Origin of the sequence: Wolbachia endosymbiont (group A) of Anoplius nigerrimus (genome assembly GCF_947251795.1) — a bacterium.
Taxonomy (GTDB): domain Bacteria; phylum Pseudomonadota; class Alphaproteobacteria; order Rickettsiales; family Anaplasmataceae; genus Wolbachia.
Genome location: NZ_OX366385.1, coordinates 931,488 through 955,017, shown reverse-complemented (window position 1 = coordinate 955,017; position 23,530 = coordinate 931,488). Strand labels below are relative to the sequence as shown.

Here is a 23,530-nt window from a genome sequence, read left to right as displayed (position 1 = left end):
CATTTAAGACAATGATTTCGAAATTTTTTGGGGGCACTTCTATGAAAAAGTCTATGTATACTAGAACTGCTCTAGTTTCTTTATTAACTTTATGTTCTTTCAGCAGTTTTGCAGCTGACTTTCCTGATGAGAGTATGAAGGAAATAAAAAAGCAAGAGAGCACAAAAACTTCTGGAAAAACAGAAGTTATGAAAACATCAAATAAAAAACTGAAAGAAAAGATGGACAGAATATGTAATGCTGATCCAAGAAAAAAAGCTGAAGAGCTTAAGAAAAAAGAGGAGATGAGATTAGCAGCCGAGCAGAAGAAAAAAGAGGAGATTAGGCTAGCAAATGAGAAAAAAGCAAAGCTTATAGAGGATTCAAAAGCAAAAGCTCTAAATGCTAAGAATTCTAATATAGAAAAAGGTAAAGTTTCAAAAACTAAGGGTTCTAAAACTAAGAATGCTAAAATTAAAGCTAAAGATGTAAAGAAGGATGTAAAAGTTATTAACAAAAATACAGAGGAAAAAGTTAAGGCAAATCCTGTTGTTTCAGTTGGTGGAGTTGATATTATCGACACTAATCAAGGGCAAAGTAATTTAAGAATAACTTTTGGCGGTGTTGTTGATGCTCAAGGTTATGGCGACCATGGGCTAAGTGGCTATAAGCATTATAATGTTATGCCAGGGAAATCTACAGATTATTTTAACAATACTCCAAATAGTATAAAAGGAGCAAATCCAGTATTTCCTGAAGGAATAGGAAATATTGGTGATTACAGCGAAAGCATGGGCATGATTTCGGATGCAATATTGCACTTAAGGGCTGAAAACAAAAATGAAGATTTAGGACTTCTTTATGGTGCTGATGTGCAGTTTCATGTCCCAGTTACTGAAGGTAAGGGAGCATCACAAGGTGTGAATGCTGCAAGGGGCAGAAGTGCACATGTGTTTTTGAGTTCAAAATATGGTGACGTGAAGCTTGGTTACCAATTTGGTCCTGAGGCTCTGATGAGACTTGATGCAACAAGAATTGCAACTGTTGATGGAGCTGCAGATAGCGACTGGTTCAGAAAAGTGAATTTAGAAGGAAGTGCTGCAAATTTTCCATTTTACGTAACACCACGTCTTTACACTGAAAGCTTCTCAAGCGAGAGTGAAAAACTCTCCTTCCGTATGGCAGGGAAGTACAACAAAGATGTTATGACTACACTGCCGTTTAGAGCTGCTTACTACTCACCAAATTATATGGGTGCAAGATTTGGTATTAGCTACTCACCTCGCTATGATAGTAGTTTATTTTTTGTGAAGGAGGGTAATGATATAAGACATATCGGTCCAGATTATGAGCACATAGTAAGTGCTGGTACATCATATGAATATGACTTTAGTAAACATAATATAAAAGTTAAAACCTCTGTGGTTGGTGAGTATGGTCAGGCAAAAGAACCAAATAAAGATAAGCATCTTTATAAGGAGTTTGTAGAGTACAATAACCTTATGGGTGTTAATTTGGGTGTAAGCGCTGATTATAAGATTAATGAAGACCAAGGTGTAAAATTTGCTGCTTCTTTTGCATATTTGGGCAAATCTGGCCAACCGAAGAGTATTAAGGAATACGACTCCACTTTAAAAGAGTATAAAGATACTACTGATAGTATTAGAAAAAATGGCTTAACGCAATTTAATAAAGAGGATACAATGTATTGGACTGTAGGAGCTGGGTATCAACATGAGAATATCTACACAAGTTTGACGTACTTTGGCAGCAGAATGAATGACAAAGATATGCTTCATGATGGTGCACTTGGCGTTCAATATGATCTTTCTCCTGCATGCAGTAAGAGCAAATTTGTTCCTTATGCAGCTCTTCATTATTTTATGACTGACGAAAAAGGTGCGCTGAAAGATAAAGATGGTGCTGATGTACCTTCTAACCAAGGAGTTCTTCTGCTCACTGGTGTGAAGTTTTCTTTCTAACCAACTAGTGTACACCACAGTTAACTGTGGTGTGTATTTCCAGATGAAAATTTTATATTGAAAAAATTTCCAATATATGGTATAATAGCTTAAAGTAGAAGTAACAATATCATGGATATAACAGTAAATCTTGATGGGAAATTTGAGAAAATAGTACAGTCTCATTCCATGTTACAAAATCGTTCCGTACCACAACAAATCGAGCATTGGGCTAAAGTTGGTCAGATTGTTGAAGATAACCCTGAATTGAGTTATAATATCATTAAAGAGATTCTATCAGGTATTGGGGATGCTAAATTAGGCAATATTGAAGAGTATAAGCCTATAAAGCTTTGAAAATTCTTCTTACCAATACTTTTAAGCGGTCAATGAAAAAGCTGCATAACAATCAACTATCTAAACTTGAAGAAGCTATCAAGCAAGTCCAAGGCAATCCACATATTGGAGAGCTCAAATCAGGTGACCTTGCAAATGTTCGTGTATACAAATTCTCTATTTTTAATCAACTTACTTTGTTAGCTTATTTTTATAATGAACAAAATAATGAATTAACATTTCTTGCCCTTGCTCCACATGAGAATTTTTATAGGGATTTGAAGAAACGAATATAGACGAGATTTATTAGCGATCATTGTAGCTACTACTTATTTTTCTCTACCATTATTTATAGGAGGCCCCTATGCAAACCACACTAAAAAATCATTTAGCTGGAGAATTACTTACCACTGCTACGTGCTGGAAATTAATGCTTGCAGGTGGAGAAGTAATGGGATTCACTGACTATGATGAAGATTTAAATATTGATAATATACTCTATAAATCTTCAAGTGGATTTACAGCCAGTAGTATAATATTAAACAGCGATTTAAAAACTGATAATCTAGGCTCTGTGGACAAAAAATATGAAAAGAGAGAAAAAGATGGTAGTTTAGCCTAATAGGTAAAAAATGGAGAAACTACCATATGCAATATTACATCAAAGAGGAAAATTGGAAACAAATTTTAGAGTTCATAAAAAGCGTAAAAGGAATGCACAGCAAAGATGAAAAACGTTTAAGAATATTCATAGAGGCAGTGTGGTACATAGTGCGAAGTGGTTGCCAATGGAGACTTTTACCAAAAACTTATGGTAATTACAGGAGTATACATAAGCGATTTAAAAGATGGTGTGAAAGAGATGTCTGGAAAAAATTGCTTGAATATACTAAACAAGAGCCTGATTTAGAAGTTGCTATAATCGACGGTACGATCATCCGAGCCCATCCATGTTCATCTGGATATACAAAAAACTCCAAGGATCAAGAAGCTTTAGGGAGGAGCAAAGGTGGCTTTACAACTAAAATACATGCGCTTGTCGATGCACTTGGAAATCCACTTAAATTTACTCTGACTCCTGGTCAAAGAAATGAAATTACGCAGGCACAAGTGTTGACCGAAAGTATCTATAACTCTACTGTAGTAGCTGACAAGGGCTACGATAGCAATGCCTTTGTTACAAGTCTTGAAGACAAGGGATGTACAGTAGTTATTCCGCCAAAACGGAATCGAAAAGTGCAAAGGTATTACGATGAGCATATCTACAAAGAACGTCATTTGATTGAGTGTTTTTTTGGTAAAATTAAAAATTTTAGGCGCATTTTTTCCAGATTTGATAAAACTGCTGAGGTTTTTATGGGTTTTCTCAATTTTGTTGGAGCTCTTGTATGGCTTCTCTAAAATTTTGTCCACAGAGCCTAGAAATTGAGGGGATATTAAATAATGCTGATATTAAAGAAGAAGATGTTTTATCAGGAAAGTACGACTTTGCAAATATTGAGATATTTCTTGTGAATTATAAAGACTTGACCCAGGGGACAATGAATCTACATTCAGGAACTTTTGGTAAAGTGACATTAAGTAGTGGAAGATTTATTGTTGAAATTAGAGGGCTCTCAGCAAAGCTTGAGAGAAGCATAGCAGAATTATACTCTCCTGCATGCAGAGCAAAATTTTGTGATGATAAATGTAAAGCCGATACTAAAAAATTTAGTAAAATAAGTACAATCACTAAAGTAATAGACGAAAGAAGATTTGAAGACACGAATTTAACTGAGAGTGATGAATATTATAAGCACGGAGTAGTGAAATTCTTTGGCTCAACAGCGTTTGAAGGTATAGTAAAAGAATATAAAAATAGAGTAGTTACATTGTTTACTTCGCCTTCATACCAAATTTTTGCTGGGGATAAATATTCAATACTCGCAGGTTGCGATAAAACATTTCCAACTTGCAGAAGCAAGTTTAACAATACTGTAAATTTTCGTGGTGAACCCTATATACCAGGTTTTTATATTGTTTAGCAGCACAATTCTCAATATTATGAATATGCATGGAAAGGTGGCTGAGTGGTCTAAAGCACACGCTTGGAAAGCGTGCACATATGAAAATATGTCGGGGGTTCGAATCCCCCCTTTTCCGCATATTACTTCTAGAATGGTATAAAACCCTCGGTCACACATAACTCTATTCCTATAGTGAGTAGCTCCCTCTTATCTTATTTATATCATATTTTTAACTTACCCAATAACATAAATTACTTTAGCTATGCTATCAATAGCATTGCTTTAAAAAGAGTGCCCATATTTTCAGTCAACCTTAAGAATTCACTAAAGATCCTATTCTTTTGTTCATCACTTGCGCTTTTCATTAAAGCCTGGGTTCTTTCTTTTATTCCAAAAAGATATAAAAATTCTCTTTGAGTTAAAATCTCGCAATCTACGTGTTTTAATGAATCTTTTAATGCTTGAAAGTTTACAAGTGCAGTAATATCACTATTACCAACATTCTCAAGAAAATTAGCATACTTATGTTGTTTTATCGATTGCAAAGTGCTCTTATATCCAGGATATACGTAACCATAATCTATAATCAAAGCAGCTCCTTTATTATTATATATCTTCTTCTCAAGTTTTTTTAATATTTCAATTCCAGATGGACATACTTCCACTACTGCACCATTAAAAAGTTTTCCATTTGCCGTTCCGGCGCTTGATGCATAATTGTACGAACGTTGCAATTTACAGGTAATTTGAGTAGCAGGTGGTGTTATTCCAGTGAATGACGCTGGAATCCAGTGTTTATTATACAACTGCTCAGTGTGCTCATTTACAATTAAGTTTTCTGGATCCCAGTGCCAAGCTACTCGGATGACATCATTCTTGGTGGGAATTACCCTTGTATCACAACGTTCGTATAGCTGTGTGCTTGATGCTGGAGTCCAGTCTGGTTGAGCAGTTTGCACAATTTTGAGACCGTTATCGCCTTGTTTTGTCACCCTATTTTCATACCACCCCTCATCACGATATACAAACTGATCTATCGGAAGAGCGTCAAAGAACTCATTTGCTAAAAAAATGGTTGGTTGTTCTGGTAGGTAGTCAATATTTTTGTGCCAATTAACACCTAAGCCTTTTAATTTTTCCTTTTGTATCTTCCGTAAAGTAGGGCTTATTTCAACCAAGTGGATCAACATTGAATTAAAAAAGCTGCTGTATTTTTTAGTGACTCTTATTATATCGTGAATGAGTGTTCCTTTACCTGGCCCAAGTTCAACTAGAGAAAATTTTGATGGCTTTCCTAATTTTTCCCATGTATGCATTATCCAAACTGCAATTACTTCACCAAATAATTGGCTAATCTCAGGTGCGGTAGTAAAATCACCATCCTTACCAAGTGGTAATCTACTCGTATAATAGCCGTATTTTTCATGGTACAAAACGGCATTCATGAAATCACTGATGGATATTGATCCTTGACTTTTGTCAATTAATTCGTGTATATAAGTGAGCATGTTATTAATAAATGTTTAACTATAGCGTGCCATAATATAAAATAGTAGAATATTTATATATATAGTATAAATTTAAGTTTGTGAGTAATAGTGCTTCAGTTATGGACGACAAAAACACCGATTATGTTGCCCTTATACCTCAAGATGATAGTATTGAATACAAATTTGAAGAAGCTGTCAATTTTATAGAAAACAAGGTTATAAATGCTGATGGACTAACTTTAGCGGAAGTGTTTCAAGTGCTAGTTCAAATGCTAGATGGTGATCTAGAATTGGTAAAAAAAGTACTAGCATATGCTAATATTATGGCAAAGCATGGAATGAAGGTAGCAAAAGAGTCGCAATTAAGCAGAGCTGATGTTCGCCGAGCTTTGGAAGGTAAAGAAAGTGTTGTCAATAGACAAGATTTTATAAAGAAACCACCTCTTCCACCTGCTATAAAATCGACCAAAAAGAAAAGTAGAGGTCTTTAGATGGCTGAATCTATAAAAAAATTTACTGTACAATGTGACTTCAAAGGACAAAGTTCACCTTTTGCAATATATATAGGAAATCCAAAAAGTGATGCTCATCCAATTCATCATCAAGATTCCTGGCTTGTAAAAGAACGTGGAGGGAATATTCCTAATAAAGTAAAAGAAAGTCTACAAAAATTATATAAACTATCTCAAGAAAATGGAGTCTCTTTCTCAGAGTTATGTGCGTATGCCATTACTGTGGTTAGTAATAATGATAAAAAAAGCGATAGCAAAAAATAGCAAACTGTCTTACCCAGAAAAATCAGAGAGAAGCTCAGGTTATTTTGGTTCTCAATATCTACTACGTAGATAATGTCCATTGATTATTGATTGCTTCGCAGCTACTTTGCTTTTTATTAAGTGAGCTTAAAAGTCCACTACAGAGGTATATAATCGCTGCAACAGCTAGACAACAAACCGCAACTGCTACCCCTGCTGCTAACATTTCTCAATAAACCGCAATAGTTATCTCTGAAATAACTCCAGCTATTCCTAGGCTCTGTGGACAAAATTTTAGAGAAGCCATACAAGAGCTCCAACAAAATTGAGAAAACCCATAAAAACCTCAGCAGTTTTATCAAATCTGGAAAAAATGCGCCTAAAATTTTTAATTTTACCAAAAAAACACTCAATCAAATGACGTTCTTTGTAGATATGCTCATCGTAATACCTTTGCACTTTTCGATTCCGTTTTGGCGGAATAACTACTGTACATCCCTTGTCTTCAAGACTTGTAACAAAGGCATTGCTATCGTAGCCCTTGTCAGCTACTACAGTAGAGTTATAGATACTTTCGGTCAACACTTGTGCCTGCGTAATTTCATTTCTTTGACCAGGAGTCAGAGTAAATTTAAGTGGATTTCCAAGTGCATCGACAAGCGCATGTATTTTAGTTGTAAAGCCACCTTTGCTCCTCCCTAAAGCTTCTTGATCCTTGGAGTTTTTTGTATATCCAGATGAACATGGATGGGCTCGGATGATCGTACCGTCGATTATAGCAACTTCTAAATCAGGCTCTTGTTTAGTATATTCAAGCAATTTTTTCCAGACATCTCTTTCACACCATCTTTTAAATCGCTTATGTATACTCCTGTAATTACCATAAGTTTTTGGTAAAAGTCTCCATTGGCAACCACTTCGCACTATGTACCACACTGCCTCTATGAATATTCTTAAACGTTTTTCATCTTTGCTGTGCATTCCTTTTACGCTTTTTATGAACTCTAAAATTTGTTTCCAATTTTCCTCTTTGATGTAATATTGCATATGGTAGTTTCTCCATTTTTTACCTATTAGGCTAAACTACCATCTTTTTCTCTCTTTTCATATTTTTTGTCCACAGAGCCTAGAAATATAATCAAATAATAATGCAAATGCTGTACAGGATTGTGATTCAATCTTTTAGATCCCCTACCGTTCGTACTACATTTTTTCTAGCTAGGAGTGTACTAAGATCCATACCCAATCAATCCAGTTAACAGCTTGCTCATTATAGTCTTGCGACTTTGATTTAATATACAATCCAGGAAATTTATTAAGTTGGTAAGCATAAAAGTAGCTGTTTTATGTTAAAATACAACGTTTTGATGATTATGAAAAAGCTGGATTCCAGACTGGAATGACACCATTTGTTGTAAACTCACTTTTTCTTGATTTTTTGGTTTATCTTGTCTACCTATTTTGCCATTCTGCTGAACGGATACATCCGAGTAGCACATCCTTTACTTTATGATTATACTTTTTTTTAACATGCGATTATATCTTTTTTAATACAAAGGATATATACTTATGCATTATATATTTTTTTGTATGAGGAGTTATATGAAAATGAAAAGATTATGTGCTTTAGCTGTGTTGCTCACATCATCTCTAGCAGGTGCAGCTAATAATAGTGCAAGTAAGTCAGAAGATCAGTACTATGCAGGTTTAAACTTTGGTGCTGGATGGGGTGGTGGCTTAAAAATAAAACCTAGCGTTGTTTTTGGTTATCATTATGACAAAAACTCTAAGTTTGAACTTGAGGTTCTCACTGACATAAGTGATATGTTTGGTAAAGAAGAAAAGAAAATGGGGGCTAGCTTATTAGCAAATTACCGTTATTACCCTGACCTTGATATTGATCCCGTTAAGCTATATGTTAGTGGAGGTTTAGGAGGATACCTACAAGTAATGCCTTTTAGTCTTGGTGAAGGTGAAGTAGTAGACAAAATACTGGGTTCTATTTCCTATAAACTGAAGGTTGGTGTTGATTATGAAATTGCTCCACAGATAGTTGGTACAGCTGGTGTTACCGCAGGCGGGCAACTAAGTGGTATAAAAGCAAAACAAATACCAGATGCAATTCTGGAGGTAGGAATACGTTATAATTTTTAATGCTGCTACTTAGTTCATAAAGGTAGAGACAATGTTGAGGATGAAATAAACAGCATTAAAAAAATCTGGAAATATATGAGATACTTTTCGAATATGGTTTTGAACGTTAACTATAGATTAGAAAAATGATAAGAAAGAGGGTAAACTCCAGTATTTGTAACCGTTCACGGATTGTGAGAATGAATAAAGAACTAGGTCTAAAGTGTGATGGTATGGATTTAGTATAAATAATTCAGGATGCTTGTGTCCACTGGTTACATATAAATTCATAAGGTTTTGAGAGTTTTGAGTCTTTTTGCGTAATATAACAAAGTTGTAAAGGTGTAACCATAATTCCTCCTTCAATGGTAACTTCTTATATATCATACCATCACACTTTGGAACTGTACACCAAGCACTCCGTTCAACAAGCTAGAACTGCTATATTTAAATACATAGAAATTTTTACAAAAAACAGCGTAGGCATTCTGCTATTAATTATTGCATTCCTGAACATTATGATTCATCATTCTTTTTGTAAAAAATTTTCTTAACTTTCTCTCCACTTTTTCTGGGTAAGGTCACAGAATTTTTTACTGGAAATCTTAATTTTGTCTTAGCAATAAATCAACTTAAGGTCATAATATCTTGACATTTATTTAATGTTGCTATATAATAGCTATGTACACTTTGTGTACTATAGCAATAAAATTACCTTGTAATAGGTGTATTGGACCCGAGGGCAGTACTCGGCGTCTCCACCATGTTTTTTAATTTATACGGGGACGAATAAGGATCGACATGCATAGTAAAGATGGTAGCTTTGCTCGGTTAGACACCACCGCTAAGAGTTCATAATTTAAATGCAAACGATAATTTTGCTGCTGAAGACAATGTTGCAATAGCTGCTTAATTTAAGCACTATAACTTCATTGCTATAAGCACGGTTCAGGGAACGCCGGGTAACAGAAGTTCCCCAAAAATTTATGTATGTGAAAGTTATATGGAGCAAACAGATTACAAAAAATTGCTTAATCCTGCTAAGTTTCAAGTTATCAAAAAGACTTTAGATGTTATATCAGGTAATGGTTTTACCCCTTACTTAGAAATATTATTTTTCACATATTTTAATGGTGTGACCATGCCAGATCGTTTGAAGAAGTCATACCCTACTCAAATGCTTATTATATTACAGCATCAATTCTATGATTTAAAAGTTTCTGAGGATAAATTTAGCGTCAGTTTGAGTTTTCAAGGAAAACAAGAGCGAATTACTATACCGTTTTTTGCTATTAGTGAGTTTCGTGATAAAATTTCAGGAGATGTTTTAATATTTGACAAAATCAGTATCGATTCTGATAAAGAATACAAAAGTGAAAAATGTGCTGAAAAATTATCAAACGGCAGTATTATATCCATAGATCAACTACGTGATGAGTAATTGCTCATCTTTGTAAACAAAAAATATTAATAGAAAGAAGTGGTCTAACTTAAGTAATAGAACAGAGGGTAGACAAATATGCTAAATCTTTAATTGTTTATTAATGCAGATGGCAAAATTTTTCTTACATATCATCAACTTTCTTTATTGAAAAATTCAGAAAAATGTTGTATAATTGTTACAGTAGTAGACTTTGGTAAAACCTATGGCAAACCCAAACACTAGTATAACTTTCAGCAAAGAAACTTTAGAGTGTCTTGCTGGATTAGCTAAAGTAAGAAATAAATCCATTCAAGATCTAGCAGAAAAATTAATGCAACAAGCAATCGAATTTGAAGAGGATACAATATTAGTTGAGCGTGCTATTGAACGCGATGTTCCAGGTGCGGAAGAGGTAGATGATAGCGAAGAAATCTGGAAGTAGTCTGTACACTATCAAATATCTTAAGAGTATTCGAAAGGACATATCAGCTTTTCCAGAAACTATCAAACTAAGGATTAAAAATGCAATAAGAGGACGTATTGCAACCGATCCTATTGGTAATGGTGAACCATTACAAGGTAAATTTAAAGGACAAAAAAAACTAAGGATTTGTGACTATCGTATCATTTATCGCGTAAATACTTTAGAACGTATAGTAACTATCACTTCAATAAAACACAGAAGAGAATCTTATAAGAAGAAATAAAATGTACTATAATGGTGTATATATTTTTATACACCACTCCTTCCTCCTACCTTAGGTGCAGCTCAAAAAATGAAGTTTTTTTTGGTTCAGCAAAAATAACATTTTGAGTTTAAAAAGGCTAAATACTTGTCTTTTATATATCTTTCGTGTAATAGATATGTATGCATCCAATCATATATCTACTCAACACGTTACTTGATCTTTATAGCTTCATTCTAATATGTTGGGTTGTCTTAAACTGGCTGGTTAAGCTTAATATGGTGAACATATATAATGAAATTGTCAGTAGCATAATGCACATCTTGAACCAATTGACATATCCACCACTAAAGATTATTAGAAGATATATACCACCGTTCAATGGATTAGATTTATCTATAATAATATTGCTAATAACAATTCACTTTGTAAAATATACAGTAGCTTACTACTTTAGGTAGATGTTAAAAAAATATCTAAAATCAGCAATATATCTATCCCTTTTAATATATGTATATATATCAGTTTTTAGCTACAACTATAAAGATCCTTCCTTAAACACGGCTACAAATAAGGAAGTGACAAATTTAGGTGGAATAGTAGGTTCATATTTAGCTGATATATTGGTTCAATTTCTTGGATTAACTAGTGTTACAATAGCTACAACCATAGTTTACTTGTTGATCTTCAGGCCAGCAAAAATACTGCTGAAAATTCTCTATTTAATATTAATCAATTTAGGGGTATGTGCTATATTACCACAACTTTCGCTAGACATCACTGCAAGGTACAGACACAGTGGAATAATAGGGAATACACTAATTAATAACTGCCCGTTTTATATATTTGTGATAGTAACATCAATAGGTCTTGTAGGACTAATTGGTTGGAAGAGAACAATTTACTCTATATTTTTCCTATTCAAAAAAATAGCTTGCTTATTTGTAAATGTTCCATTCTTCAGATCACATAAAACTACTGAGTATTCAATTGCACCATTAGTAGTAGAAGAAAAACATAGAACTAAAATCACTACTAAACAACAACCAAAAGAAAGACAGAAAAAAGCTACCAAAGAAATTTTCAGTGAGTTCGAGTTTCCAAGCATTCATTTACTTTCTAAAGCAGAGGAGTCTTTGCAGAGAAAGCAGCTGAATGAAATGGAGAGCAATAAAAATTTATCTCTGCTGGAACAAGTCCTGAGTGATTTTGGCGTGCAAGGAAAAATTATCAGTGTATGCTATGGGCCGGTTGTGACTTTATACAAACTTGAACCACAAGCTGGTACGAAATCTGCAAGAGTAATTGGTCTTGCAGATGACATTGCACGTTCGATGAGTGCACTCTCTGCACGTATTTCAATAATTCGTGGGCAAAATGCTATGGGAATAGAGTTGCCGAACAAGGAACGGGAAATTGTAATGCTGCGTGATTTGCTTGAATCCCCAGAATACCAAAATGCAAACTTAAATCTCCCAATTGCGCTTGGCAAAGAAATAAGTGGAAAATCAGTTATTGCAGATCTAACTAAAATGCCCCACTTGCTCGTTGCTGGAACCACAGGGTCGGGTAAATCAGTTGCGATTAACACTATGATTCTTTCACTCGTTTATCGATTAAGTCCTGACGAATGTAAGATGATAATGATCGACCCAAAAATGCTTGAGCTTTCAATATATGATGCAATACCGCATCTAATAACGCCAGTGGTAACAGAGCCAAAAAAGGCTGTAGTCGCTCTTAAGTGGATAGTGAAAGAAATGGAAAACCGCTATCGCATGATGTCGTATTTGAATGTACGCAATGTTATAAACTATAATCAAAAAATCACAGAAGCGATGAATGGTGGAATAGAATTGGAGCGTGTTGTGCAGATTGGCTTTAACTCAACAACAGGCAAACCTCTGTTTGAAAAAATGCCAATCAAAATGGAAACATTTCCATATATTGTAGTGATCGTGGATGAAATGGCAGATTTGATGCTTGTTGCCGGCAAAGAGATAGAGTGCTCTATTCAACGTTTAGCTCAGATGGCTCGTGCTGCAGGAATACATATCATAATGGCAACACAACGCCCATCTGTGGATGTGATAACAGGTGTGATAAAAGCAAACTTTCCAACAAGAATCAGTTTTGCTGTTACTTCTAAGATAGATAGCCGTACAATACTTGGCGAACAAGGGGCTGAACAATTACTCGGTATGGGTGATATGCTTTATATGGCCTCTGGTGGTAAGATTATTCGAATTCACGGCCCATTTGTGAGCGATGATGAGGTACAAGATATAGTTGATCATCTGAAAATGCAAGGTGAGCCAAATTATATGGAGGAAATCACCAAAGAAGATGAAAATTCTTCTGTGGAATCAGAAGGTGAAACAGAGGATGAAGAAAATGACCTCTATAACCAAGCAGTGGCCATCATTCAAAGGGATCAAAAAGTTTCAACCAGTTACATTCAGCGACAGCTGAGAATAGGCTATAACAGAGCTGCAAATATCGTTGAAAGAATGGAAAAGGAAGGTATTGTCAGCGCTCCAAATTACTCAGGGAAGAGAGAGATATTGGTGGAATAACAATCTTGTAATACCTTAATTTAAGTTTCCGCACTTTCAAAAAGCAAGTCAAACAAAATTATTAAAAGGTCAATACATAATGACAGTTAATTTAATAATAATTTAAACATTGGGAATGTAAAATTATAATATATTAATTAACTAGGCTCTGTGGACAAAAAATATGAAAAGAGAGAAAAAGATGGTAGTTTAGCCTAATAGGTAAAAAATGGAGAAACTACCATATGCAATATTACATCAAAGAGGAAAATTGGAAACAAATTTTAGAGTTCATAAAAAGCGTAAAAGGAATGCACAGCAAAGATGAAAAACGTTTAAGAATATTCATAGAGGCAGTGTGGTACATAGTGCGAAGTGGTTGCCAATGGAGACTTTTACCAAAAACTTATGGTAATTACAGGAGTATACATAAGCGATTTAAAAGATGGTGTGAAAGAGATGTCTGGAAAAAATTGCTTGAATATACTAAACAAGAGCCTGATTTAGAAGTTGCTATAATCGACGGTACGATCATCCGAGCCCATCCATGTTCATCTGGATATACAAAAAACTCCAAGGATCAAGAAGCTTTAGGGAGGAGCAAAGGTGGCTTTACAACTAAAATACATGCGCTTGTCGATGCACTTGGAAATCCACTTAAATTTACTCTGACTCCTGGTCAAAGAAATGAAATTACGCAGGCACAAGTGTTGACCGAAAGTATCTATAACTCTACTGTAGTAGCTGACAAGGGCTACGATAGCAATGCCTTTGTTACAAGTCTTGAAGACAAGGGATGTACAGTAGTTATTCCGCCAAAACGGAATCGAAAAGTGCAAAGGTATTACGATGAGCATATCTACAAAGAACGTCATTTGATTGAGTGTTTTTTTGGTAAAATTAAAAATTTTAGGCGCATTTTTTCCAGATTTGATAAAACTGCTGAGGTTTTTATGGGTTTTCTCAATTTTGTTGGAGCTCTTGTATGGCTTCTCTAAAATTTTGTCCACAGAGCCTAGGTGTTTAAGTTTTTATTTTTTATAGAAGGACACTCATGCAAACAATAACAACCCTATTAACGCTAACTATGGATTAGAAGGAGAATAGAGAGAGGGAGAGAAATAGGGTAAACTCCAGTATTTTAGCGATAGTAGGAGGTTACCCAATGAACAAGAATATAACAGAATTGTTTTGTTTTATAGATGATTATTGCAAAATAATAGATGAAAATTTTGCAAACAGACTATTGTCTAATAACAAAAAACCTACCAGAGTGCCAGAAATAAAGTATTCTGAAATTATAACAATAATTCTACTATATCAGCAGTCTAGATATGAAAATTTTAAATCATTTTATCAATATTATCTAAAGTTATTACATAAGTCAGACTTTCCAACACTGCCTTCATATGATAGGTTCATTGCGTTAAAGCCGCGAGTTTTATGGTATTTAGCGATTCTGCTGCAATGGTTATGTGAGCAAGCAAAAGAGACAGGTATTTCCTATATCGATTCAACACCTATCGCAACATGTCATAGGAAGCGAATCTCAGAAAACAAAGTTTTTGTCGGAATTGCTGAAATAGGAAAAAGCACTTATGGTTGGTTTTATGGTTTTAAATTACATATGGTAATCAATGAAAAAGGTGAAATTCAAGGGGTTACTTTGACAAAAGGTAATGTTGACGATAGGAAACCAGTTCCAGACCTGACTAAAAAATTAGCGGGTTTATTATTTGGAGATAAAGGCTATATTAAGAAAGATCTATTTTTGAAACTACTTGATAGAAATCTCAAGCTTGTGACCAAGATAAAAAAAGGTATGAAAAATGCATTAATCTCGCTAAATGAGAAGATTTTTCTGAGAAAAAGATCTATTATTGAAACCGTCTTTGGTTACCTAAAAAACAGATTGGAAATTGAGCATACCCGCCATAGATCTCCTATTAATTTTTTAGTTCACATTTTTTCCACCCTTATTTCATATTCTTTAAAACATAAAAAACCTTCTATTTCTAATACTTTCTTTGTCTCCTAATCCATAGTTAGCGTTACTAGAGTTGAATTTTATATCAAAAAATATTTTCAATGATATAAAAAATTATTATTGACTTTTACGCAATTAGAGCATAACCACACTCTGCTAATTAAGCAGATTTAGGGCTGTATTCCTCAGTAAAAACCCTGCCATCTCTGACTAAAGAGTTAGCAAGTAAAAGTAACTTTCTCATAGCAGCGGTGGAAGCAATTTTATATGGCTTTTTATATTGATTGTATAATCTAGGCTCTGTGGACAAAAAATATGAAAAGAGAGAAAAAGATGGTAGTTTAGCCTAATAGGTAAAAAATGGAGAAACTACCATATGCAATATTACATCAAAGAGGAAAATTGGAAACAAATTTTAGAGTTCATAAAAAGCGTAAAAGGAATGCACAGCAAAGATGAAAAACGTTTAAGAATATTCATAGAGGCAGTGTGGTACATAGTGCGAAGTGGTTGCCAATGGAGACTTTTACCAAAAACTTATGGTAATTACAGGAGTATACATAAGCGATTTAAAAGATGGTGTGAAAGAGATGTCTGGAAAAAATTGCTTGAATATACTAAACAAGAGCCTGATTTAGAAGTTGCTATAATCGACGGTACGATCATCCGAGCCCATCCATGTTCATCTGGATATACAAAAAACTCCAAGGATCAAGAAGCTTTAGGGAGGAGCAAAGGTGGCTTTACAACTAAAATACATGCGCTTGTCGATGCACTTGGAAATCCACTTAAATTTACTCTGACTCCTGGTCAAAGAAATGAAATTACGCAGGCACAAGTGTTGACCGAAAGTATCTATAACTCTACTGTAGTAGCTGACAAGGGCTACGATAGCAATGCCTTTGTTACAAGTCTTGAAGACAAGGGATGTACAGTAGTTATTCCGCCAAAACGGAATCGAAAAGTGCAAAGGTATTACGATGAGCATATCTACAAAGAACGTCATTTGATTGAGTGTTTTTTTGGTAAAATTAAAAATTTTAGGCGCATTTTTTCCAGATTTGATAAAACTGCTGAGGTTTTTATGGGTTTTCTCAATTTTGTTGGAGCTCTTGTATGGCTTCTCTAAAATTTTGTCCACAGAGCCTAGTAAAGAAAGGTTTGATATAAGAATTAACTTTTTGTGCACTGAGAATACATATGTGTAAAACCGTCCTAATTTGTGATCTACCTCCATGAATGCACCTTTTTCCTCTACTAAAACCACTATCTCGATTAAAAGGTGCAAGTCCGACAAGGCTAGATATTTGTTTCTTTTGAAGAGTTCCGAGTTCGGGCAAATAGCAAATCAAAGTGATGGCTGTGATTTTACTTACACCTGGTGTACTGGTTATTGACACGTACTTTTTTTTAAGCTCTTGATTTTGATCAATAAATGTAGTTATCTCGTCTTCTAAGGTTTTTATTTGATTATGTAAAATTGCAAGAAGCTCTTCTATCTGCTTGATTATAGATATATCAGTTACCTGTTGGATTTGGGTTTTTTGTATTTTTGCTATTTCTACTAGCTGGTTCCTACGAGATAGCTTTTATTTCAAGCAATCAATATTACCATTATCAACTGTTAAAGGAGTAACACGCATATCTGTGTTATTAATATAACGTGAAATGATACTGCAGTCTATTTTATCGGTTTTTGTAGTAATACCGAGGCTTTTAGCATAGTCTCTAACCCATCTTGGTTGAATAACATATACTTCAAAGCCATTGCTTAGTAAAGTGTAAGCGCATAGTTTTTCGTATCCACCTGTTGCTTCAAATCCAACTTTGCTTACATTATGCAAACGTAAAAAGTCGAGTATTTGATCAATAGCTTGTACGTTATTCTCAAATACTTTATGATGTCCAAGTGGATGGATGTGAATATCTAGTTTAGTTTTGCTAACATCAATGCCAGCAATGATATTTGATGAATTCATAACTCCTCCATAAAAATAATGTATACTGCATTTTCCACCCTTATATACGAGCCTAAAAGCTCAATCAGTTGTTCGGAACTGTCAGTATAATAAACCAGAGAAGGGAACCTTGCTAAACAACGGTCCTTATGACCAAGGCTTTTTACGGTTCCCCTTCTCTGTACATCCTTATATTATTACTTTTTAATGTTTATAAAGACTTGTTTTTAACATATAAGGCTCATAAGCAAATCAATGGTTTTATAGAATTTCCTTGTAGCTCAAGTTTCGTAAACAGCCTAAAAAAGTTGCTTGTGGTTATTTCTGCTACTTTATCGGGTGACTCATTCCATAACTCTGCCAAACAATCCACAACATATTTTACCATTGCTGGTTCGTTCTTTTTTCCCCTATAAGGTTCAGGTGATAGATATGGCGCATCAGTTTCGACTAAAACACGCTCGCGTGGTACATTTTGTGCAATTCCTCTGAGTAAGCTCGCATTTTTAAAAGTAATGATTCCAGAAAATGAAATATATAACCCTAAATCTATAGATTGATAAGCAAGCTCTTTAGAGGAAGCAAAGCAGTGCATTACTCCACCAAAAGTGCCAGTTTTCATTTCTGATTTTAATATATCAATCATCTCATCATCAGCATTTCTAGTGTGAATAACTAAAGGTAACCCTGTTATTCTTGCTGCTTCTATGTGTGATGCAAAACTTTTTTTTTGATTGTCTTTGTTGTCAGATTTATAAAAATCTAACCCGGTTTCACCGATACTAATTACCTTTTGGTTCTTGGTCAATTCAACTAATTCATCAACATGTATACACTCACCGTTTTCTATAGCAGCATCAAGCGGATGTATACCAACAGAGGAGTAGACTTGATCATAGGATGAAGAAATTTTTAATAACTTAGGAACATCGTCAATGCTTACGCATATGTTATGCAAAACCTTTACACCATTTTTCTCTGCCCTTGAAATTACTTTTGGTATTTCATCATCGGAAAAATAAATCAAGTGGCAATGAGAATCTATTATCATGAGCTTATTGTTGAGGCTTTTATTATAGAAGAAAACTCTTCTATCACTGTTTTATAAACTTCTTTTTTAAATGATATAGCACTGACTACTAAACTATCTATACCTTGCCAACGCCACTCTTTGAACTCTGGATGATCAGTATAATTAATATCAATATCCTTATCCTCTCCATAAAATTTCATTAAGAACCACCTTTGCTTTTGACCAGAATATCTTCCATTCCAGCATATTGGTATAACTTCTTCAGGCAAGTTGTAGTATATCCAATCCTTGCTTTTAGTTATAACCTTTACTTTATTAGTACCAACTTCCTCTAGCAACTCACGTAACGCTGCTTGTTCCAGTTCCTCACCATCATCAACACCTCCTTGTGGCATCTGCCAATAAGAGTCGCTATCAAAGCGTTTTCCAATGAAGACATGTCCTTGTTTGTTAAATAGCATTATGCCAACACAAGGACGATATTCACTTTTCTGCTTAATCACAAGCATCCCCTGTTGTTAAATTATTTGTTATAGAAGTTTTAATTAATTTTCCATTTTTTTCTTTCTTCATCTCTTCAACAATTTTCTTTGCTACTTCTTTTGCACTTAAATTTGAGTTACCAATTTCAAGTGTACCTTCCGGTATAAATAGCCTTTTCCCTTCAATTCTTTTCATAGCAAAATCCGAATCAATAATTTTATTTTCCCGGCATCTCTCCTCTGAGTGAATACGCCTTGCTAGTTCTTCGTTATTACAATGTAACACTACAGGAAGAATTTCCATATCCATTTTTTTACTTAAATTTACCACAGAGTTGTATATTCTCTGATCATAGGGGTCAAATGCATTTGTAAATATATAATGTTTTGATTTTATGTAGTGTTTTTCTAGTATTGCTAATACATTTTCCCTAACTGCAAAAATTTTTTCCCATAGTTCATCTGGAACTTCAGCGTTTTGTAATTTAACAATATCAAATATAATATTATTGAATAGATTATTGCTTACTATTACTGCATCAATGATTTTACACAGTTCCTTTGCAGTAGCAAACTTACCACTGCCTGGAAAGCCGATTAAGTAGATGAGAGTCTTGCCCATAATGAATACTAGTAGAAAGCTATTCTCAATTATACATAAAAGTATATACATTGTACATGCTAAAAACATGATGATAAAGTAGATGCAGGTAATACCTTTAACAAGCAGTTGCGTTGAAAATAGTTCATATTTAGAAATTTTGAGTATATAATTATAAATGAGTCATATAACCTGTAAACAATGCTTAGCGATATGGAATCGATAAGAAGTACAATTGAAGAGATAATAGATCAAAATAAAGGTCATGATATAGTAACTTTTGATGTGCAGAATAAAACCGTTATTGCAAAATATATGATTATTGCATCTGGTGATTCAAGTCGCCATGTGAAAGCGTTAGCTGAGCACGTAATAAAAAGCCTCAAGCCACATGATAAAATAGATGTAGAAGGTATGGATGAAGGCAATTGGGTGATTTTGAATTTTCAAGGCATAATGGTTCACATATTCAGGCCAGAAGTAAGGGAGTATTATAAAATAGAAGAGTTATGGAACTGATTGCCTGGGCCATTCAAGTACAACTGTATAAGTATCGCACCTTTAGGATAGCTCCCCAAGAAAAGGTGTCATCCGAGTAGCTGACACTGGGATGGCTTTGTTGCATCGCACCTTATACTGGTAGTAATTTACGATAAATTCATGTAGCCATTTCGAATTTAGCCATACCAATGTCAGTGAATTTATTGAGCAAATAACACTTGAGTCGCAGTTCCTTCTCACGATTAACCTCAGATTTATTCCTAAAACTAAATCCGAATATTTGCTTTAATCTTGAGAAAAACCCTTCAATATAAGATCTTTTCCCATAATTTACTTCTTTTTTCCATTCTTTCATGCCATCTTCACCGTATAATTTTATTAACCTAATAGCAGCATTTCTGTCAGACATATAATCTATTTCTGGATGTTCTGCCGCATTGTTTATTGGTGGAATTTTTGCCTTTATATCATATTCGTGACACAATTTGTAAAACTTGTGCCTATCATATGCCCTATCTGCATATAGTGCTTTTATGACATGAACTTCTTTAAGCAAATCGCAAGCTCCATAGTGATCAGACCGTTACTGTATTTTACAGCTATGGCTTTTTTGCAGTTTATATTCAACATTACATGCAATTTTCTTGTCTGTTCATAGCCACTCTGTCAGCGCTATTTTCCTTCAGGGGTATTGTTGTAAATGCTGATACCTGTACTATCTATAGCAATTTCGATATCTTCCATATTATTTTCTGCAATCATTTATCTTAATATTAAGTTTCTTTTGATGCTTGTGAATAGCTGCAAATCTCTTCCTATTTGTTGCAAATACCCTTTTATAAACCCGACTGTTTGTCTTAAACCAATTCTAAAGAAACTGACGATTATATGCACCAAAATCACAACTTTATCACTATAAATATAGTTGCCGCCCTGCATTTTTGGACAATTCTCGTACCAATTTTCTATGGCGTCATTGATATAACAAAAAATGCTTCCTCTTTCTTGGAGAAATTTGTTATATTCATGGCAGTTACTGACTCTCATTTTTTGTGGCATATTTTTTCTTCAACAGTTAAATGGCTATTTATAATGAATTTTGTCAGTAACTGCCAGTTCTTTTCACTTGAGCGATGCAACAAAGCCATCCCAGTGTCACGCACTGGGATGACAAAAAAGGGGCTACTCGGATAACAAAAAAAGGAGCACTGGAATGACAGGAGAAGGGGCTACTCGGATGACACCCTGACAATCGTCATCCCGCTGCTTGTTAGCGGGATCTAGAGATACCGCGACGGTATGACGTAGGACTGCTGTCATTCCAGCGCGTGGCACACATCTGTATGAACATTGTTATAGTAAGAGTTCATGAAAGATGTCATCTGGAATCTTGTTCCAATGTTAAACAACACAAAGTTGAAAAAGTAGAGCAAGAATTACTTACAATTCAATAATTCTCCAAAATCAATTATGTTTGAAAAGTAATCACTATCTATAACGTCATCACTCACACCATTAACGTGAATAAGGACTGGACGACATGAAAAGCCTTTTGGACGCTTTAGTGTATCTATTTTCTTTTGTACTTCTTGTATTATTGAATGACCGATTTTATTTTTTGAGAATTTGATTTCGCAAATGTAGAGGGTGTTAAACTTTGTTTGAATCATGTAATCAATTTGACAACCGGAACTATTACTTGTCTTTCTCTGAAAAAATGGATTTTCGCTCATCAATTCTCAAGATATTATGTATGCTCTTTCTATTGCTCAGCACCAAATTTTCAAACTGAAGTCCAATAATTATATGCCACTCTCCTGGAGATCTCAGTTAGAGTAGGTGTCACGATTAATTTTTCCTAGATTTTTTTCAATATATTTTAGATAAAACCTTAGGCTCTGTGGACAAAAAATATGAAAAGAGAGAAAAAGATGGTAGTTTAGCCTAATAGGTAAAAAATGGAGAAACTACCATATGCAATATTACATCAAAGAGGAAAATTGGAAACAAATTTTAGAGTTCATAAAAAGCGTAAAAGGAATGCACAGCAAAGATGAAAAACGTTTAAGAATATTCATAGAGGCAGTGTGGTACATAGTGCGAAGTGGTTGCCAATGGAGACTTTTACCAAAAACTTATGGTAATTACAGGAGTATACATAAGCGATTTAAAAGATGGTGTGAAAGAGATGTCTGGAAAAAATTGCTTGAATATACTAAACAAGAGCCTGATTTAGAAGTTGCTATAATCGACGGTACGATCATCCGAGCCCATCCATGTTCATCTGGATATACAAAAAACTCCAAGGATCAAGAAGCTTTAGGGAGGAGCAAAGGTGGCTTTACAACTAAAATACATGCGCTTGTCGATGCACTTGGAAATCCACTTAAATTTACTCTGACTCCTGGTCAAAGAAATGAAATTACGCAGGCACAAGTGTTGACCGAAAGTATCTATAACTCTACTGTAGTAGCTGACAAGGGCTACGATAGCAATGCCTTTGTTACAAGTCTTGAAGACAAGGGATGTACAGTAGTTATTCCGCCAAAACGGAATCGAAAAGTGCAAAGGTATTACGATGAGCATATCTACAAAGAACGTCATTTGATTGAGTGTTTTTTTGGTAAAATTAAAAATTTTAGGCGCATTTTTTCCAGATTTGATAAAACTGCTGAGGTTTTTATGGGTTTTCTCAATTTTGTTGGAGCTCTTGTATGGCTTCTCTAAAATTTTGTCCACAGAGCCTAGATAATTATCTTGAAGTCTGTACTTCCTGAGTCGTGAATCAGTACCCGTTTGTATATTCCAACTTTGCAATGAAACCGGCAAGCTCGAGCTCATATAGATACTCAGAAATGCGTCCATGTCTTGCAATATCTAAAGCAGTACAAATTTCTTCCTGTTCTTTAGCTCCAGTAGAAAGAGCTCTCACTATTTGCTTATAAAAAGCTGTTTTTCGCATGAATAGATCTGAAAATATTTGGTCAAACTCCTCAACTAAAAACCCACCTTTTGTAAAACAAAGCTTTTTAATATTTTCTTCAGCACTGTGTTTAAAATTTACCTCTTCTAAATATTTTGCCGGTTACTACAAGCACCTTAAACTTTTCGTATATTTTTTGGCAAAAATCTATTACAATCAGAAAGTTCCGAGTGTTAAAGTCAACGATCACAAAACCAGTACTACTAAGTATATTTTTCTCGATCCAAGATGATGCAGATCCACAAACAACAAAAATTAGCTTGTTATTATTTTTTAGCTGCGTATCCCAAAAATTCTTTATTTTGCCTAAAAAAGTTGGATCTTTTGAGCCCATCCAAGAAATTTCATCAAATAGCAATAATATTTTGCCAGATAGTAAACGTTCACCAACTGCCCATACTCCAGTCATCATACCTAGCAATTTGCCTAGAAAATTCATTAAGTTGATGGGATATTGTAGTGTGCTTTTCTGGTGGCAAACCTATAAATGAGTAATACTGCTCGAAATGCTTACCAAATTCTTGAATTAAGCGACTTTTTCCTATACGACGTCTTCCTTTAACTACTATAAAAGACGCAGCCTGTAAGCTCCAGCAGTTGCTTTTTGCCTACCAATAAATAATGGAGACATAAAATACAAAATATAAATCTTTGTCTTCAT

At 34.5% G+C, this 23,530-nt stretch carries 30 protein-coding genes, 1 tRNA gene, 1 other RNA gene and 4 pseudogenes; 22 read left to right on the top strand and 14 right to left on the bottom strand.

Annotation, left to right across the window (positions count from 1 at the left end; genetic code table 11):
* Window positions 1-41 precede the first annotated feature (41 nt).
* The 7 genes from OPR26_RS05080 (at window position 42) to OPR26_RS05050 (ending at window position 4,418) form a co-directional block, all read left to right on the top strand.
* On the top strand, window positions 42-1,961 hold the full coding sequence (locus tag OPR26_RS05080; protein WP_265015663.1) for a WD0745 family porin: 1,920 nt from the start codon (window positions 42-44) through the stop codon (window positions 1,959-1,961).
* Between the two features lie 111 nt (window positions 1,962-2,072).
* Entirely contained in the window at window positions 2,073-2,297 is a 225-nt protein-coding gene (locus OPR26_RS05075; protein WP_265015662.1) for a ParD-like family protein, read from the top strand.
* 32 nt (window positions 2,298-2,329) lie between these two features.
* A complete protein-coding gene (locus OPR26_RS05070; RefSeq protein ID WP_265015661.1) occupies window positions 2,330-2,572 on the top strand; it encodes a type II toxin-antitoxin system RelE/ParE family toxin in 243 nt (80 codons plus the stop codon).
* Between the two features lie 68 nt (window positions 2,573-2,640).
* Window positions 2,641-2,898, top strand: coding sequence for a DUF2163 domain-containing protein (locus tag OPR26_RS05065; RefSeq protein WP_265015660.1), 258 nt, complete (start codon window positions 2,641-2,643; stop codon window positions 2,896-2,898).
* Window positions 2,899-2,924: 26 nt separating this feature from the next.
* Window positions 2,925-3,677, top strand: coding sequence for an IS5 family transposase (locus tag OPR26_RS05060; protein ID WP_264702259.1), 753 nt, complete (start codon window positions 2,925-2,927; stop codon window positions 3,675-3,677).
* Window positions 3,665-4,300, top strand: a complete 636-nt coding sequence (locus OPR26_RS05055) for a DUF2163 domain-containing protein (protein ID WP_265015659.1) — start codon at window positions 3,665-3,667, stop codon at window positions 4,298-4,300. Before OPR26_RS05060 ends, OPR26_RS05055 begins: the two co-directional genes overlap by 13 nt.
* Before the next feature lie 31 nt (window positions 4,301-4,331).
* Window positions 4,332-4,418 (top strand) — tRNA-Ser (locus tag OPR26_RS05050).
* Between the two features lie 124 nt (window positions 4,419-4,542).
* Here OPR26_RS05050 and OPR26_RS05045 read toward each other — a convergent pair.
* The gene (locus OPR26_RS05045) at window positions 4,543-5,790 is read right to left on the bottom strand and encodes an SAM-dependent methyltransferase (RefSeq protein ID WP_265015658.1); all 1,248 of its coding nucleotides are present in this window, start codon (window positions 5,788-5,790) and stop codon (window positions 4,543-4,545) included.
* 101 nt (window positions 5,791-5,891) lie between these two features.
* Between OPR26_RS05045 and OPR26_RS05040 the strand changes: the two genes are divergently transcribed.
* Both OPR26_RS05040 and OPR26_RS05035 read left to right on the top strand, forming a co-directional pair.
* Entirely contained in the window at window positions 5,892-6,263 is a 372-nt protein-coding gene (locus OPR26_RS05040; protein WP_353273101.1) for a hypothetical protein, read from the top strand.
* Window positions 6,264-6,548 carry a DUF2610 domain-containing protein gene (locus OPR26_RS05035; RefSeq protein ID WP_064125056.1) on the top strand — a complete coding sequence of 95 codons (285 nt, stop codon included), beginning with the start codon at window positions 6,264-6,266 and terminating at the stop codon, window positions 6,546-6,548.
* Window positions 6,549-6,609: 61 nt separating this feature from the next.
* On the opposite strand, the gene OPR26_RS07530 is transcribed toward OPR26_RS05035, so the two are convergent.
* Both OPR26_RS07530 and OPR26_RS05030 read right to left on the bottom strand, forming a co-directional pair.
* Window positions 6,610-6,753 carry a TomO hydrophobic C-terminal domain-containing protein gene (locus OPR26_RS07530; protein WP_458694023.1) on the bottom strand — a complete coding sequence of 48 codons (144 nt, stop codon included), beginning with the start codon at window positions 6,751-6,753 and terminating at the stop codon, window positions 6,610-6,612.
* 68 nt (window positions 6,754-6,821) lie between these two features.
* Window positions 6,822-7,574, bottom strand: a complete 753-nt coding sequence (locus OPR26_RS05030; protein WP_264702259.1) for an IS5 family transposase — start codon at window positions 7,572-7,574, stop codon at window positions 6,822-6,824.
* A gap of 555 nt (window positions 7,575-8,129) precedes the next feature.
* On the opposite strand from OPR26_RS05030, the gene OPR26_RS05025 reads away from it, so the two are divergent.
* Complete coding sequence (locus tag OPR26_RS05025; RefSeq protein ID WP_265015657.1) at window positions 8,130-8,681, top strand: outer membrane beta-barrel protein; 552 nt, start codon at window positions 8,130-8,132, stop codon at window positions 8,679-8,681.
* Between the two features lie 117 nt (window positions 8,682-8,798).
* Here the strand turns inward: OPR26_RS05025 and OPR26_RS07380 are convergent.
* Window positions 8,799-8,986, bottom strand: a pseudogene (locus tag OPR26_RS07380) (hypothetical protein); the annotation flags it as partial.
* A gap of 84 nt (window positions 8,987-9,070) precedes the next feature.
* Between OPR26_RS07380 and OPR26_RS07525 the strand changes: the two are divergent.
* The 9 genes and pseudogenes from OPR26_RS07525 to OPR26_RS04985 all read left to right on the top strand — a co-directional run.
* A pseudogene (locus tag OPR26_RS07525) lies at window positions 9,071-9,201 on the top strand (IS3 family transposase); the annotation flags it as partial.
* 103 nt (window positions 9,202-9,304) lie between these two features.
* Window positions 9,305-9,641, top strand: a transfer-messenger RNA (tmRNA) gene (ssrA, locus tag OPR26_RS05020).
* Between the two features lie 22 nt (window positions 9,642-9,663).
* Window positions 9,664-10,101: a ClpXP protease specificity-enhancing factor SspB gene (locus tag OPR26_RS05015; RefSeq protein ID WP_253302702.1), complete on the top strand. Its 438-nt coding sequence runs from the start codon at window positions 9,664-9,666 to the stop codon at window positions 10,099-10,101.
* 205 nt (window positions 10,102-10,306) lie between these two features.
* On the top strand, window positions 10,307-10,525 hold the full coding sequence (locus OPR26_RS05010) for a hypothetical protein (protein ID WP_265015656.1): 219 nt from the start codon (window positions 10,307-10,309) through the stop codon (window positions 10,523-10,525).
* Complete coding sequence (locus tag OPR26_RS05005; RefSeq protein WP_265015655.1) at window positions 10,500-10,790, top strand: type II toxin-antitoxin system RelE family toxin; 291 nt, start codon at window positions 10,500-10,502, stop codon at window positions 10,788-10,790. The genes OPR26_RS05010 and OPR26_RS05005 overlap by 26 nt, the downstream gene beginning before the upstream one ends.
* 161 nt (window positions 10,791-10,951) lie before the next feature.
* Window positions 10,952-11,230: a YggT family protein gene (locus OPR26_RS05000; protein ID WP_265015654.1), complete on the top strand. Its 279-nt coding sequence runs from the start codon at window positions 10,952-10,954 to the stop codon at window positions 11,228-11,230.
* Window positions 11,231-13,345, top strand: coding sequence for an FtsK/SpoIIIE family DNA translocase (locus tag OPR26_RS04995; RefSeq protein ID WP_265015653.1), 2,115 nt, complete (start codon window positions 11,231-11,233; stop codon window positions 13,343-13,345).
* A 224-nt stretch (window positions 13,346-13,569) separates the two neighbouring features.
* On the top strand, window positions 13,570-14,322 hold the full coding sequence (locus OPR26_RS04990) for an IS5 family transposase (RefSeq protein WP_264702259.1): 753 nt from the start codon (window positions 13,570-13,572) through the stop codon (window positions 14,320-14,322).
* 167 nt (window positions 14,323-14,489) lie between these two features.
* Window positions 14,490-15,362 carry an IS982 family transposase gene (locus tag OPR26_RS04985; RefSeq protein ID WP_265015652.1) on the top strand — a complete coding sequence of 291 codons (873 nt, stop codon included), beginning with the start codon at window positions 14,490-14,492 and terminating at the stop codon, window positions 15,360-15,362.
* Window positions 15,363-15,471: 109 nt separating this feature from the next.
* Here the strand turns inward: OPR26_RS04985 and OPR26_RS04980 are convergent.
* A pseudogene (locus tag OPR26_RS04980) lies at window positions 15,472-15,609 on the bottom strand (IS110 family transposase); the annotation flags it as partial.
* 78 nt (window positions 15,610-15,687) lie between these two features.
* On the opposite strand from OPR26_RS04980, the gene OPR26_RS04975 reads away from it, so the two are divergent.
* The gene (locus tag OPR26_RS04975; RefSeq protein WP_264702259.1) at window positions 15,688-16,440 is read left to right on the top strand and encodes an IS5 family transposase; all 753 of its coding nucleotides are present in this window, start codon (window positions 15,688-15,690) and stop codon (window positions 16,438-16,440) included.
* Here OPR26_RS04975 and OPR26_RS04970 read toward each other — a convergent pair.
* The 5 genes from OPR26_RS04970 to OPR26_RS04950 form a co-directional block, all read right to left on the bottom strand.
* On the bottom strand, window positions 16,406-16,711 hold the full coding sequence (locus tag OPR26_RS04970) for an IS110 family transposase (protein ID WP_265015650.1): 306 nt from the start codon (window positions 16,709-16,711) through the stop codon (window positions 16,406-16,408). The genes OPR26_RS04975 and OPR26_RS04970 overlap by 35 nt on opposite strands.
* 189 nt (window positions 16,712-16,900) lie before the next feature.
* On the bottom strand, window positions 16,901-17,290 hold the full coding sequence (locus tag OPR26_RS04965) for an IS110 family transposase (RefSeq protein WP_265015649.1): 390 nt from the start codon (window positions 17,288-17,290) through the stop codon (window positions 16,901-16,903).
* Window positions 17,291-17,510: 220 nt separating this feature from the next.
* Entirely contained in the window at window positions 17,511-18,320 is an 810-nt protein-coding gene (locus tag OPR26_RS04960; protein ID WP_265015648.1) for a TatD family hydrolase, read from the bottom strand.
* A complete protein-coding gene (locus tag OPR26_RS04955; protein WP_406827623.1) occupies window positions 18,317-18,763 on the bottom strand; it encodes an RNA pyrophosphohydrolase in 447 nt (148 codons plus the stop codon). The genes OPR26_RS04960 and OPR26_RS04955 overlap by 4 nt, the downstream gene beginning before the upstream one ends.
* 34 nt (window positions 18,764-18,797) lie before the next feature.
* Entirely contained in the window at window positions 18,798-19,406 is a 609-nt protein-coding gene (locus OPR26_RS04950) for an ATP-binding protein (RefSeq protein ID WP_265015647.1), read from the bottom strand.
* A 180-nt stretch (window positions 19,407-19,586) separates the two neighbouring features.
* Here OPR26_RS04950 and rsfS point away from each other — a divergent pair, with 180 nt between their 5' ends.
* On the top strand, window positions 19,587-19,904 hold the full coding sequence (gene rsfS, locus OPR26_RS04945; RefSeq protein WP_253302021.1) for a ribosome silencing factor: 318 nt from the start codon (window positions 19,587-19,589) through the stop codon (window positions 19,902-19,904).
* A gap of 139 nt (window positions 19,905-20,043) precedes the next feature.
* On the opposite strand, the pseudogene OPR26_RS07520 reads toward rsfS, so the two are convergent.
* Window positions 20,044-20,945, bottom strand: a pseudogene (locus OPR26_RS07520) (IS5 family transposase).
* Between the two features lie 377 nt (window positions 20,946-21,322).
* On the bottom strand, window positions 21,323-21,619 hold the full coding sequence (locus OPR26_RS04930; RefSeq protein WP_265015645.1) for a hypothetical protein: 297 nt from the start codon (window positions 21,617-21,619) through the stop codon (window positions 21,323-21,325).
* A gap of 241 nt (window positions 21,620-21,860) precedes the next feature.
* Between OPR26_RS04930 and OPR26_RS04925 the strand changes: the two genes are divergently transcribed.
* Entirely contained in the window at window positions 21,861-22,613 is a 753-nt protein-coding gene (locus tag OPR26_RS04925) for an IS5 family transposase (RefSeq protein WP_264702259.1), read from the top strand.
* A gap of 58 nt (window positions 22,614-22,671) precedes the next feature.
* Here the strand turns inward: OPR26_RS04925 and OPR26_RS04920 are convergent, their stop codons facing one another.
* Both OPR26_RS04920 and OPR26_RS04915 read right to left on the bottom strand, forming a co-directional pair.
* A complete protein-coding gene (locus OPR26_RS04920) occupies window positions 22,672-22,848 on the bottom strand; it encodes a hypothetical protein (protein WP_265015644.1) in 177 nt (58 codons plus the stop codon).
* Between the two features lie 91 nt (window positions 22,849-22,939).
* Window positions 22,940-23,281, bottom strand: coding sequence for a hypothetical protein (locus tag OPR26_RS04915; protein WP_265015643.1), 342 nt, complete (start codon window positions 23,279-23,281; stop codon window positions 22,940-22,942).
* Window positions 23,282-23,530 lie beyond the last annotated feature (249 nt).

Bases quoted from the DNA above. Each gene is read 5' to 3' on its own strand.
- OPR26_RS04975 (WP_264702259.1), top strand. From the start codon at position 15,688: ATGCAATATTACATCAAAGAGGAAAATTGGAAACAAATTTTAGAGTTC.
- OPR26_RS04965 (WP_265015649.1), bottom strand. From the start codon at position 17,290: ATGAATTCATCAAATATCATTGCTGGCATTGATGTTAGCAAAACTAAA.
- OPR26_RS05010 (WP_265015656.1), top strand. From the start codon at position 10,307: ATGGCAAACCCAAACACTAGTATAACTTTCAGCAAAGAAACTTTAGAG.
- OPR26_RS05080 (WP_265015663.1), top strand. From the start codon at position 42: ATGAAAAAGTCTATGTATACTAGAACTGCTCTAGTTTCTTTATTAACT.
- OPR26_RS05035 (WP_064125056.1), top strand. From the start codon at position 6,264: ATGGCTGAATCTATAAAAAAATTTACTGTACAATGTGACTTCAAAGGA.
- OPR26_RS04955 (WP_406827623.1), bottom strand. From the start codon at position 18,763: ATGCTATTTAACAAACAAGGACATGTCTTCATTGGAAAACGCTTTGAT.
- OPR26_RS04950 (WP_265015647.1), bottom strand. From the start codon at position 19,406: ATGGGCAAGACTCTCATCTACTTAATCGGCTTTCCAGGCAGTGGTAAG.
- OPR26_RS05025 (WP_265015657.1), top strand. From the start codon at position 8,130: ATGAAAATGAAAAGATTATGTGCTTTAGCTGTGTTGCTCACATCATCT.
- OPR26_RS05075 (WP_265015662.1), top strand. From the start codon at position 2,073: ATGGATATAACAGTAAATCTTGATGGGAAATTTGAGAAAATAGTACAG.
- OPR26_RS05040 (WP_353273101.1), top strand. From the start codon at position 5,892: ATGGACGACAAAAACACCGATTATGTTGCCCTTATACCTCAAGATGAT.
- OPR26_RS04990 (WP_264702259.1), top strand. From the start codon at position 13,570: ATGCAATATTACATCAAAGAGGAAAATTGGAAACAAATTTTAGAGTTC.
- OPR26_RS04960 (WP_265015648.1), bottom strand. From the start codon at position 18,320: ATGATAATAGATTCTCATTGCCACTTGATTTATTTTTCCGATGATGAA.
- OPR26_RS07530 (WP_458694023.1), bottom strand. From the start codon at position 6,753: ATGTTAGCAGCAGGGGTAGCAGTTGCGGTTTGTTGTCTAGCTGTTGCA.
- OPR26_RS05070 (WP_265015661.1), top strand. From the start codon at position 2,330: ATGAAAAAGCTGCATAACAATCAACTATCTAAACTTGAAGAAGCTATC.
- OPR26_RS05065 (WP_265015660.1), top strand. From the start codon at position 2,641: ATGCAAACCACACTAAAAAATCATTTAGCTGGAGAATTACTTACCACT.
- OPR26_RS05005 (WP_265015655.1), top strand. From the start codon at position 10,500: ATGATAGCGAAGAAATCTGGAAGTAGTCTGTACACTATCAAATATCTT.
- OPR26_RS04985 (WP_265015652.1), top strand. From the start codon at position 14,490: ATGAACAAGAATATAACAGAATTGTTTTGTTTTATAGATGATTATTGC.
- OPR26_RS05060 (WP_264702259.1), top strand. From the start codon at position 2,925: ATGCAATATTACATCAAAGAGGAAAATTGGAAACAAATTTTAGAGTTC.
- OPR26_RS05030 (WP_264702259.1), bottom strand. From the start codon at position 7,574: ATGCAATATTACATCAAAGAGGAAAATTGGAAACAAATTTTAGAGTTC.
- OPR26_RS05015 (WP_253302702.1), top strand. From the start codon at position 9,664: ATGGAGCAAACAGATTACAAAAAATTGCTTAATCCTGCTAAGTTTCAA.
- OPR26_RS05000 (WP_265015654.1), top strand. From the start codon at position 10,952: ATGCATCCAATCATATATCTACTCAACACGTTACTTGATCTTTATAGC.
- OPR26_RS04915 (WP_265015643.1), bottom strand. From the start codon at position 23,281: ATGATGACTGGAGTATGGGCAGTTGGTGAACGTTTACTATCTGGCAAA.
- OPR26_RS04995 (WP_265015653.1), top strand. From the start codon at position 11,231: ATGTTAAAAAAATATCTAAAATCAGCAATATATCTATCCCTTTTAATA.
- OPR26_RS04920 (WP_265015644.1), bottom strand. From the start codon at position 22,848: ATGCGAAAAACAGCTTTTTATAAGCAAATAGTGAGAGCTCTTTCTACT.
- OPR26_RS04925 (WP_264702259.1), top strand. From the start codon at position 21,861: ATGCAATATTACATCAAAGAGGAAAATTGGAAACAAATTTTAGAGTTC.
- rsfS (WP_253302021.1), top strand. From the start codon at position 19,587: ATGCTTAGCGATATGGAATCGATAAGAAGTACAATTGAAGAGATAATA.
- OPR26_RS05045 (WP_265015658.1), bottom strand. From the start codon at position 5,790: ATGCTCACTTATATACACGAATTAATTGACAAAAGTCAAGGATCAATA.
- OPR26_RS04930 (WP_265015645.1), bottom strand. From the start codon at position 21,619: ATGAGCGAAAATCCATTTTTTCAGAGAAAGACAAGTAATAGTTCCGGT.
- OPR26_RS05055 (WP_265015659.1), top strand. From the start codon at position 3,665: ATGGCTTCTCTAAAATTTTGTCCACAGAGCCTAGAAATTGAGGGGATA.